Annotated in this window: 6 protein-coding genes; 2 read left to right on the top strand and 4 right to left on the bottom strand. The window is 76.0% G+C overall.

Features of this window, described 5'->3' with window-relative positions; genetic code table 11:
- Positions 1 to 80: 80 nt before the first annotated feature.
- Positions 81 to 1,184, bottom strand: coding sequence for an NlpC/P60 family protein (locus VG276_31645; protein ID HEV8653830.1), 1,104 nt, complete (start codon positions 1,182 to 1,184; stop codon positions 81 to 83).
- Between the two features lie 356 nt (positions 1,185 to 1,540).
- Here VG276_31645 and VG276_31650 point away from each other — a divergent pair, with 356 nt between their 5' ends.
- Positions 1,541 to 3,304, top strand: a complete 1,764-nt coding sequence (locus VG276_31650) for a class F sortase (GenBank protein ID HEV8653831.1) — start codon at positions 1,541 to 1,543, stop codon at positions 3,302 to 3,304.
- Positions 3,305 to 3,651: 347 nt separating this feature from the next.
- On the top strand, positions 3,652 to 5,793 hold the full coding sequence (locus VG276_31655) for an acetoacetate--CoA ligase (protein HEV8653832.1): 2,142 nt from the start codon (positions 3,652 to 3,654) through the stop codon (positions 5,791 to 5,793).
- A gap of 177 nt (positions 5,794 to 5,970) precedes the next feature.
- Here the strand turns inward: VG276_31655 and rbsK are convergent, their stop codons facing one another.
- From rbsK to VG276_31670, 3 genes are all read right to left on the bottom strand, one after another.
- On the bottom strand, positions 5,971 to 6,900 hold the full coding sequence (gene rbsK / locus VG276_31660; protein HEV8653833.1) for a ribokinase: 930 nt from the start codon (positions 6,898 to 6,900) through the stop codon (positions 5,971 to 5,973).
- Positions 6,901 to 7,030: 130 nt separating this feature from the next.
- Positions 7,031 to 8,770, bottom strand: coding sequence for a DNA repair helicase XPB (locus VG276_31665; GenBank protein HEV8653834.1), 1,740 nt, complete (start codon positions 8,768 to 8,770; stop codon positions 7,031 to 7,033).
- A partial coding sequence (locus VG276_31670; protein ID HEV8653835.1) for a helicase-associated domain-containing protein occupies positions 8,763 to 11,276 on the bottom strand: 2,514 nt, incomplete at its 5' end. The genes VG276_31670 and VG276_31665, both read right to left, overlap by 8 nt.

Raw genomic sequence — 11,276 nt, forward strand, 5'->3', positions numbered from 1 at the left:
GCGCTCCTCCGGGTGAGGACAGGCGTCATCCAGCCATCAAGGCCGGATGAACGCACGGGTCCCTCAGCAGGGTGAGCCGATCAGGGGCGCAGGGCGGGGACCGGACGGACGGCCCCGACCAGGTCGCGGCGCCAGACCGAGGCGGTGCGGACGAACGCGCCGGTGTAGGGCGCCTCGACCATCAGGCCGTGGCCGACGTACATGCCGACGTGGTGGATGGTGGCCGGGTCGGCCGGGTTGTAGGCGTAGAAGACCAGGTCACCGGGGAGCAGGCTGGCCACGCCGACGGTCTGGCCCCTGGCCGCCAGCGCCGCATACTGGACCTTCGAGGTGCGGGGGATGGCCACCCCGGCACGGGCGTAGGAGGAGCTGGTCAGCCCCGAGCAGTCGAACTCGTTCGGCCCGGTCGCGCCCCAGCGGTACGGGGCGCCGAGCTGGGCCAGGGCGATCTCGACCGCCCGCTTGGCCGCCGGTGCGGCCTTGGTGGCGTCGACCACGATGCGGCCGCTCGCCTGGGCTCCGGCCATGAACTGGGCGAAGGCGGTCCGGCGGCCCGCCTCCTCGCGCGCCCGGGCCTCCTCGATCAGCCGCTTCATCTGCTTGTCCATGGTCCGCAGCTCGGCCTCGAGCCTGGCCGCGAGCGCCCGGGCCTCGGCCTCCTTGGCCGCGAGGTCCTGGGCCATGCGCGCCTGCGCGAGCAGCTTGGCCTGGAGCTCGGCGTTGAGCGCGTCGACCTTGGCCTTGGCCGCCAGCGTCCGCTTGACCAGGGCCAGGTCGGCCTCGATCACGGCCTTCTGCAGCGGCAGGCGCCGCAGCGCCTCGGCCGGGTCGCCAGCTCCGATCAGCTCGGACAGGTAGGAGGCCGGGCCCTCGATGTAGGTGCTGCGGATGCGCTCGTCGAGCTGCTGGCGGACGGTGGCGTGGTCACGGTCGGCCGCGGCACGGCGCTGCTCGATCCTGGCCGCCTCGGCGAGCAGCTCGACCCCGTTGGCGTAGGCCTCCTTCAGCTCCTCGGCGAGCTGCTCGAGGCGCTCGTTCTGGCTGTCGATCCCGGCGCGCAGGACAGCCGCCTTGGCCCGGAGCTGCTCGACGCCTGGCTGGCCGCCGGGGGCCGCCAGGGAGGCCGGGATCATGAGGAGCCCGCAGGCCACCGCCAGCACCCAGGCGAGGACCGCGCCTGGCAACCGCCGCGTCCAGGGAAAGGCGGCGCCTGACAGTCGCCGCACCAAGGCCAGGGCAGCGCCTGGCAGCCACCGCCGCACCAAGGCCAGGGCAGCGCCTGGCAGCCACCGCCGCGTCCAGGGCAGGCGCGGGGACGGCCTGGAGCCTCGTGTCGGTGCCATCGGCGCTGCCCCTTTGCTCGGATCTGGCGTCACCGTGCGTTCGGCGGGACCGGCCCGGGCGGATCGCACTGCCGAACAACTCGGTGGAACTACGTAGGAAATTTCAGTAGCCGCCCAGCGTCCGTGGGCCCAGGCGCACCGAACGCCCAGACGGATGCTCCGGAGAGCCAGCCGTGGCCCCGCCGAGGAGGGAAGCGATGGGACGTCACCGGATCCGCAAGCTCGCGGGCGCTGCCGCGGGCGCTGCCATGGTCGCGGTCGCCTTTGCGGCGGCGATGCTGCCGGGGGTCGCGAGTGCCGCGCCGCGGCAGGCCATGGTCCGGATCGCGCACTTCTCGCCCGACGCCGAGTACGTCGACGTCTACGTCGTCACCCTCAACCGCCAGCAGATGTTCCCGAACGTCTTCTACAAGAACGTCTCGGCCTACTGGGCCGTCAGCCCCGGCCCGTTCACCTACGAAGTGCGCCCGGCGGGAGTGCCGGCGACCACCAAGCCGGTCGTCCGGCTGACCGGCGACCTCGAGCCCGGCGCCTCCTACACGGTGGTCGCGGTGGGCAAGAAGACCGACCTGAACGCCGTGCTCCTCTCCGACGACATGTCGCCCACCGGCCGGGACAGCACCAAGGTCCGGTTCCTGGACGCGGCCGTGGACCTGCCGCCCCTGGACATCGCCGTGGCAGGCAAGGTGGTGTCGGCTGGGGTGTCGTTCCCGTCGTCCACCGGGTACCAGCAGCTCCCCACCGGCCGGGTGCGGCTCGAGGCGCGCAGGGCCGGCGGAGCCGAAGTCCTGATCCGCGACGAGCTGAGCCTCAAGGCGGGCACGGTCAACTCAGTAGCGCTGATCGGCGGGGCCGGCCAGCCCCGCGAGGCGTTCCGCTTCGCCGACGCCACCGGGGTGCGTACCATGCCGAGCGGCGCGCTGCGCACGGGCGGCGGGGGCACGGCACCGCTCCCGCAGCCGGCCGGCACCCCCGCCGGGCTGCCGGCCACGGCCGGCAGGCTGCTGACCACGGCCGGCATGGCTGCCGGGCTGCCGGCCACGGCCGGCACGGCTGCCGGGCTGCTGACCGCGGCGGGAATGGTCGCCGGACTGCTGGCCACGGCCGGCGTGGCCGCCCTGGGCGGCGCGGCCCTGGCCCTGGCGGCCCTGGCCTGGTGCGGCGTCCGGGCGCCGCTGGGGCCCGAGCTGACGGTGCGCCGGCGCGGGCCCGCCCGGCTGGGCTTGGCCGCCGCCACGGCGGCCCTTGCCCTCCTGCTCGGGGCCTGCGCCCAGCGCACCGCAGCCGGTGCGGGCGCCCCTGGCTCGGCGCCTGCACCGGCCACCACCATCCCGGCCGTCCCGGCCCCGCCCGACGCGACCGCCTCAGCCCCACCCGACGCGACCGCCTCAGCCCCACCCGACGCGAGCGCCTCGACCGCCTCAGCCGCGAGCGTCTTGTCTGCCTCGGCCAAGGCGCTCCGCATGGAGGTCGCGCCGCTGCCCAGCCAAGTCACCAGCCCCGGGCCGCCGTCCCCGCCCGTGCGGGTGTCGATCCCCGTGATCGGGGTGCGCTCGTCGCTCGTCCGCCTCGGTCTGGCCACCGACGGCTCGATGGAGGTCCCGGTGCGCTACGGCCAGGCCGGCTGGTTCGCCCAAGGCACACTGCCAGGCGAGACCGGGCCGGCGGTGATCGCCGGGCACCTCGACTCGGAGAGGGGACCGGCCGTGTTCTACCGCCTGCGAGACCTCCGCCGGGGCGACACCATCCAGGTCGACCGGGCCGACGGCGTCCGGCTCCGGTTCGTGGTCGAGGAGCGGGTTCAGTACCCCAAGGCGTCCTTTCCCCCCGAGGCCGTGTTCGGCCCGGTGCCGTGGGCCACCCTCCGCCTGGTCACCTGCGGGGGTGAGTTCGACCGGGCCAGGCGGAGCTACCGCGACAACGTCGTCGTCTACGCCCGGCTCGCGGGCTCCTCCCGCTGAGCCGAGGCTCCCGGGGCGCGGCCACCGCGGCGGAGGCCCGCGCCCCGGGACCCACCCGACCCGTGAGCCCGTCCCGCCTGGGACCGCTTGGCCTGCCTGGCGTTCCGCTCCCCTGGCCAAGCCGTCCTTGGCCTGCCTGGCGTTCCGCTCCCGAGCCCAGCTTGGTTGCTCCCGAGCCCGGCTTGGTTGTCGCCAGGCTCGGCGGGACCGTACACCGTGGCTGTGACACCCAGCCCGGCCTGACGATGGGCGTCCCTGCACCGCTCTGAACGGCGGCGCACCGCGACGCGAGCAGGTACCGTCGTCGGCACGACCGGCGACCTGGCTGGGACGCCAAGGAGGTGGCGGTGGCAGGCGAGCTGCGAACGGCCGGGACCGAGCCGGCTCCGCTCTGGACCCCGTCCAGGGAGCGGATCCTCCGCTCCAACCTCGTCCGGTACGAGCACTGGCTCGTCGAGCACCGCGGGCTCGACTTCCACACCTACGACGACCTGTGGCGCTGGTCGGTCACCGACCTCGACGGGTTCTGGACTTCGATCTGGGAGTTCTTCGAGGTCGGGGACGGGCACGCGCCCGCTCCGGCCCTGGAGGAACGTCGGATGCCGGGCACCCGCTGGTTCCCGGGCGCGGAGCTGAGCTACGCCGAGCACGCGCTCCGCCGCCGCGACCAGCACCCGGCGATCATCTTCGGGTCCGAGGACGGCACGCTCGGCACGATCACCTACGCCGAGCTGTACCAGCAGGTGGCCAGGGCCGCCGCAGGGCTGCGGCGGCTCGGCGTGACCCGGGGCGACCGGGTGGTCGCCTACCTGCCCAACGTGCCCGAGACTGCGGTCGCCTTCCTGGCCACCGCCAGCATCGGCGCGATCTGGTCGAGCTGCGCCCCCGAGTTCGGGGTCTCCAGCGTCACCGACCGGTTCCAGCAGATCGAGCCCACGGTGCTGCTGGCCGTGGAGGGTTACCGCTACAACGGCAAGGTCCACGACCGCCGGCAGGCGCTGGCCCAGATCCGCGACCGACTGCCGACCCTGCGGGCCACCGTGCTGGTCCCCTCGCCGGGCGCCGGGGCCGCGGGGCCGGGCGAGCCCGGGCCAGCAGGGTCGTCCGCCGCGGGGCCGGGCGAGCCGGGGCCAGGAGGGTCCGCCGCGGGGCGGGCCGCCCCCGGCGAGGTGATCGCCTGGGCCGACCTGCTCGCGGGCGACCCCGGCCCGCTCTCCTTCGAGCCGGTCCCCTTCGACCACCCGCTCTGGGTGCTGTACTCGTCGGGCACCACCGGGCTACCCAAGCCGATCGTCCAGGGCCACGGCGGGATCCTGCTCGAGCACCTCAAGGGGATCTCCCTGCACCTCGACCTGACCGCCGAGGACCGGTTCTTCTGGTTCACCACCACCGGCTGGATGATGTGGAACCTGCTCGTCGGCGGGCTGCTGCTCGGGTCCACCGTGCTGCTGTGGGACGGCAGCCCCGGGCATCCCGACCTGCTCGCCCTGTGGCGGTTCGCCGAGGCGGCCGGGATGACCTACTTCGGCACCAGCGCCGCCTACGTGCTCGGCTGCAGCAAGGCAGGCATCGAGCCGGGCCGCGAGACCGACCTGTCGAGGGTGCGCAGCATCGGCTCGACCGGCTCGCCGCTCCCCCCCGAAGGGTTCGCCTGGCTCTACGAGCACGTCCGCCGTGACATGCTGGTAGGTTCGGTCAGCGGCGGGACCGACATGTGCACCGCGTTCGTCCAGTCCTGCCCGGTCCTGCCCGTGTACGCGGGGGAGCTGCAGTGCCGGGCCCTGGGGGCCAAGGTCGAGGCGTTCGACGAGCAGGGACGCTCGGTGGTCGGGCAAGTGGGCGAGCTGGTCGTCACCGAGCCGCTGCCGTCGATGCCGATCTGCTTCTGGAACGACCCGGACGGCGAGCGCTACCGGGACAGCTACTTCGCCACCTATCCCGGGGTGTGGCGCCACGGGGACTGGATCGAGATCACCGACCGCGGGAGCTGCATCATCACCGGGCGCTCGGACTCGACCCTGAACCGGGGCGGCGTGCGCATGGGCACCAGCGAGTTCTACCGGGTGGTCGAGGGCCTCGACGAGGTGGCCGACAGCCTGGTGGTCGACGCCGGCGGCCCGGGCGGCGAGGGGCGGCTGCTGCTGTTCGTGGTGCTCCGGCCGGGGAGCACCCTGGACGGCGACCTCGTCGAGCGCATCCGGCGCACGATCCGCTCCGAGCTGTCGCCCCGCCACGTCCCCGACGAGATCCACCCGATCGACGACGTGCCCCGCACCCTCAACGGCAAGAAGCTCGAGGTGCCGGTCAAGCGCATCCTCGCCGGGGTGCCGCCCGACAAGGCGGTGAGCGAGGGCGCGCTCGCCAACCCGGACGCCCTCCGCGCCGTCGTCGCCCTGGCTCGCCAGGACGCCCCGCGGGCTGAGCCCGGACGCCCCGCGGGCCGAGCCAGAACGCCCACGGGCCGGCCTGGACGCTCGGCTGGGGCCTGAGCGCCCCGCGGGCCGGGCTTGGATGCTGGGCCGGGCTCGGATGCTGGGCCGGGCCTGGACGCTGGGCCGGGCCTGGACGCTCGCCGGGACCGCGGCGGCTCCGTCAGGCAGGAAGCTCCCGGCGCTCGCTGGCGGAGCCACCTTGCCACGGCGGCGGGCGGGACCGCGGCGGGCTCGTCAGGCAGGCGGCTCCCGGCGGAGGTCGGCCGCGGTCGGAAACGAGCTCTGGGCGCCCTTGGCCTCCACGGCGGCCGTGCCGGCGCGGACGCCGGAGGCGACCGCGTCCCCAAGGGGGGTACCCGCGGCCAGCTCGGCGGCGAGCGCGCCGACGAAGGCGTCGCCCGCCCCGGTGGTGTCGACGACGGTGGCCCGGGGGGCGGGCACGTGCCGGGACCCGCCGGGGCCGGCCAGCACGGCGCCGGCCGCGCCCAGGGTGACGGTCACCGCCGCCGGGCCGCGCCCGCGCAGGTCCTCGGCGGCCCGGGTGGCGGCGCCCACCCCGTCGACCTCCTCGCCGAGCAGGAAGCTGGCCTCGTGCTCGTTCACCACCAGCACGTCGACCCGGGCGAGCAGGGCGCCGGGCACCGGGCTGGCCGGGGCCAGGTTGAGCACGACCCGAGTGGGCGCACCGGCAGCCACCTCGACCGCTCGCCCGACGACTTCGAGCGGCACCTCGAGCTGGAGCACCAGCACGGCCGCGGACCGGATCGCCCCGGCCACCGCGTCGACGTCGCCGGGGGCGAGGCGGTGGTTGGCGCCTGGGGCGACGACGATCGCGTTCTCGCCGTCGGGCGTCACGGTGATGAACGCGGCGCCGGTGGCCGCCTGGTCGGTCGTCCCGACCGCAGCCGTGTCCACGCCCCGCCTGGCCAGCTCGGCCAGCAGGGACGCGCCGGCCGGGTCGTCACCGACCCGGCCGAGCAGGGCCACCCGCGCCCCGAGCAGCGCCGCCGCGACCGCCTGGTTGGCGCCCTTGCCGCCGGGATGCAACACCAGGTTGGCGCCGCTCAGGGTCTCCCCCGGGTCCGGCCGGCGCTCCACCGAGAGCACGTAGTCCTGGTTGATCGACCCGACGACGAAGACCGAGGGCAGGCCATGGCTCGACATGGGCGCAGCCTAGCGCGCGTGGGCGGGGCCGTCCCGCCCGCGTTCCAGGGCGAGCCGTCGGCGAGCTGTCGCGGCGAGCAGCGTTCGGTACGAGGCACGTTGCCCGGCCTGGCCGCCCTCGATGGGCGCGCTATCCGGCCCGGCCGCCCTCGATCAGGCGGAGGTGGGGGCGGCCGCCGACGGCCGCGAAGGGGGGCGTGCCGGCGCCGGCGAGCAGGTCCCCGGCGTCGACGAGCTGGTAGGCGTAGCCCTGCTCGGCCAGGAAACGCTGGCGGCGCTGGGCGAACTCGGTGTCGTTGGTGTCCCGGCTGACCACGGTGTAGAAGCGGGCCCGGCCCCCGTCGGCCTTGGGCCGCAGGATGCGGCCCAGGCGCTGGGCCTCCTCCTGGCGGCTGCCGAACGTGCCCGAGACCTGGATGGCCACGTTGGCCTCGGGCAGGTCGATCGAGAAGTTGGCCACCTTGGACACGACCAGCCGGGCCAGCTCGCCGGCCCGGAACGCGGCGAACAGCCGCTCCCGGTCGCGCACGGGGGTCTTCCCGGTGATGACCGGCGCGTCCAACTCGGTGCCGAGGACCTCGAGCTGGTCGAGGTACTGGCCGATGACCATCACCCGGTCGCCCTCGTGGAGGCCGGCCAGGTGGCGGACCACAGGGAGCTTGGACCGGGCGGTGGCGGCCCGCCGGTACCGCTCGTCGGGCTCGGCCATCGCGTAGTCCATGCGCTCGTCGTCGGTCAGGCTCACCCTGACCTCGACGCAGTCGGCGGCCGCCACCCACCCCTGGGCCTCGAGGTCGCGCCAGGGCACGTCGTAGCGCTTGGGACCGATGAGGCTGAACACGTCGGCCTCGCGGCCGTCCTCGCGGACCAGCGTGGCGGTCAGCCCGAGCCGGCGCCGTGCCTGGATCTCGGCCGTCATCCGGAACACCGGGGCCGGCAGCAGGTGGACCTCGTCGTAGACGACCAGGCCCCATTCCTGGCGGCCGAGCAGGTCCAGGTGCGGGTGGACGCCCTTGCGCCTGGTCACCAGCACCTGGTAGGTCGCGATGGTCACCGGCGCGACGTCCTTGCGGGCGCCGGAGTACTCGCCGAGCTGGTCGGGCCCGAGGCTGGTGCGGGCGAGCAGTTCCTCCTGCCACTGGCGGGCGGCCAGGGTGGAGGTGACCAGGATCAAGGTGCGGGCGCCGACGGCCGCCATCGCGCCCATCCCGACGAGGGTCTTGCCGGCGCCGCAGGGCAGTACGATCACGCCCGAGCCGGCGGCGGTGAAGGCGGCCACCGCCTCGCGCTGGTAGCGGCGGAGCGCGAACGGCTCGCCGGTGCCGGCGTGGGCCGGGCGCACCTCGATCGGCAACGGGGCGCCTTCGACGTAGCCAGCGCGGTCGTCGGCCGGCCAGCCCAGTCCGAGCAGCACCTGCTTGAGGCGGCCCCGCTCACCCAGCGGGACCAGCACCCGGCTCGGCGAGAGGCGCCGCCCCAGCAGGGGCGCGGCCCGCTTGGAGCGCACCACCTCCTCGAGCACGGCCGGGTCGCTCGACTCGAGGACCAGCCCGTCGGGCTCGGCCCCGTCGGCGAGCAGCACCAGCCGGCCGTAGCGCCCCATCGTCTCGGCCAGGTCGGCGAGCAGCCCGGGCGGTACCGGGTAGCGAGAGTGCTCCACCAGGGCGGCGGTCACCTCGTCCGGCTCGAGTCCCGCGGCGCGGGCGTTCCACAGCGCGAGCGAGGTGAGCCGGTAGGTGTGGATGTGCTCCGGGCTCTTCTCCAGCTCGGCGAACGGGGCGATGGCGGTCCTGGCCGCCTCGGCCTTGGGGTGGTCGACCTCGAGCAGCACGCTCCGGTCGCTCTGGACGATGAGCGCGCCGTCAGCCACGCGGGAGCCTCCCGGGGTCGGCGCCTCTCCCGTCCATGCCAGGTTCCTTCGGGTCGCCGGGTGGCCAGGCCCTTGCCCTGGAGCTGTCGGCCAGCCGGCGGGGCTCCTCGACCGGGCGGGCCCACAGGATCTGGCTCAGGTCGAAGGTCCGCTCGGCCTGGCGGAGCCGGCACCAGGCGGTGAGCAGGCCGGCGCGGACGCCGTAGGGCTCGACCGTGCGCACGGTCTCCTCCCCGTCGCGGGCCCGGTAGGCGATCTCGACCGCGGTCTGCTCGCCGGCGGCGCGGTGGCAGAGCGCGGCGATCTCGGCCGGGGCGGTCACGGGCCCGGGCTCGGCCCCGTCCGCGGCGGCACCGTCCCTGCGGCCCTGACGCCGACCGCCCGACGCGCGCAGCCGGGCCACCACCTCGGCGAGCGCGGCGGCCGGCTCGGGCGCTCGGTCGTCGCGGCCGTGCCCGAACCGACCGGACGCGGCCCGCGGGGCGTGGCGGACGGTCTTGCGGGCCTCCAGGCGTGGCGTGCCGTCGGGCTCCTCGGCCACGGGCGCCTCCCCCGCCTTGCGCAGGGCGCCGAGCAGCTCCCGCTGGGGCCGGTGGGTGACCGCGACCCCGGGGGCGAGCTCCCGGAGCCCCAGCCGCCGGCCGGCCGCCGAGCGCACCATCTGGGTGACCAGCGCGGGCTCGCCACGCAGGTAGGTAGTGGCCCCGCCGACCCGCAGGCGGCCGTGGCGGCGGGCCGCGTCCTCGACCAGGTACTCGAGAGCCTGGGGGAGCGGCGTGTCGGAGTGCTCGCGCAGGAACTCGAGTACCTGCTCGCCGGTCAGCCCCTCGTCGAAGGCGCGGCGCAGGCTCGCCTCCTCGATGCGCCAGGTGAGCGCTCCGCCGACGGACTCCCGGTCGGCCAGGACCGCGAGGCGGCTCTCCACGTCGGGGGCCAGGCCGCCGGGCGCCACCACGGTGAGGTCGCCGGCGACCAGGAACCGGCCCGCCCCGTCGGGGAGCAGCTCCGCCATGGCCGAGGCCAGCTCGTCGGGGCCGGCCTCGGCGCACCAGGCGACGGTGGCCGGGCCCGGGCCGGCCCGCCCGCCGGTGACCGCCACCAGGCCGAGGAAGGCGGCGGCGTCGAGCACGACCCGGGCCGGGTCGGAGCTCCGGCCGCTCCAGAGTGACGGCATCCGCCAGCGCAGCAGCCCGCCGAGCGCGTCGGCGGCGATGCCGCGGCCGTCGGCGACCCGGGCGAGCGCCTCGACCAGGCCCCGGCGCCGGGTGACCGCTGCCGACAGGCGGCGGCCGCTGAGCGGGCGGGCCTTGTCCGCGCCTGCCGCGCCCAGGCCGTAGCGGGGCAGCAGGTGGTCCTCGAAGGCGAGGTCCCGGTCGCGCCACGCCACCGCCAGGTCGGCCCAGCGGCGGGCCCTGGTCTGGGCCAGCCAGGCGTCGGCCTCGGGTCGCAGGCCGAGCGAGCGCTGGTCCCAGGGGCCGCCGACCATGATGACCTCGGCCTCGACGAGCAGGTCGACGAGCAGGGCGGCCTCGTCCTCGGCGACGTCGAGCTCGGCGGCGAGGCGGCGCAGGTCGCGCACGGCGACCGTGCCCGCCTGGATGAGCGGGAGCGGCTGCCGGTCCAGCCGGGTGACCAGGCCCTCGGCCGCCACGACGGCCTGCATGGCCGCGGCCGCGGCCCGGCCGGGCGCGTCGGGCAGCGGGTCGAGGTCGGGCAGGGCCGGCGGCTCCGGCCAGTCCGGGAAGACGCGACCGCCGCGCATGCCAAGCACCGCCTCGCGCGGGACCACGAACTGGTTGTACGACGTGGGCAGCAGCAGCCCTCGCTCCAGCAGCCAGCTCGCGGGGGCGGCGTCCGGGTAGCCGGCGAAGCGGCCGTAGCCCACCCCCATGACGGTGACCGGCGCGGCCGCCTCGAGCGCCTCGTCGAGCAGGCGCCTGGCTGCCTCGTCGGCCTCACCGAGCACCCTGCCGACCACCGAGGAGTCGGCCAGGGCGGCGGCCACGGCCGCGACCAGCTGCGGCTTGGTCGTGGGCCGGTCGATGCCGAGGTTCCCGGCGACCGCGTCGAGCTGGTCCCTGGTGACCCCGATCTTGGCCAGCTCGGCCACTGACGGCCCGAGGCCCCCGGGGTTGCCGAACGGCGCCCGCAGGCCGCGCGGTCCCGCGATGCTGCCGTCCGGGCCCGGCAGGGCGAGCCCCAGCTCGGCCAGGGCGGCGAGGCCGGCGCGCAGCCGCTCGGGACGCAGGCCGGGCCCGGCCGCCTCGGCGACCGCGTCGACGGTAGTGGGCAGCCCGACGACCGCCAGCAGCTCAGCGAGCTGCAGCGTGCCGAGGTCGAGGTGGCGCAGGGCGGCCGCCAGCGACGACGGGGTGCCGGCCCGGCTGGCCAGCTCGGGGAAGGACGCCGGTCCGGGTCCGGCCAGCAGGTCGGGGCGGCGCGCCAGCATCCTGGCGAGCTCGGCGTCGTCGAGCTGGGCCAGTGCGGCCGCGTAGCCGGGCACGGC

This window comes from Actinomycetes bacterium (genome assembly GCA_036000965.1).
GTDB lineage: Bacteria > Actinomycetota > CALGFH01 > CALGFH01 > CALGFH01 > DASYUT01.

Excerpts from the sequence above, each read along its gene's own strand:
- VG276_31650 (HEV8653831.1), top strand. The coding sequence starts at position 1,541 with ATGGGACGTCACCGGATCCGCAAGCTCGCGGGCGCTGCCGCGGGCGCT.
- rbsK (HEV8653833.1), bottom strand. The coding sequence starts at position 6,900 with ATGTCGAGCCATGGCCTGCCCTCGGTCTTCGTCGTCGGGTCGATCAAC.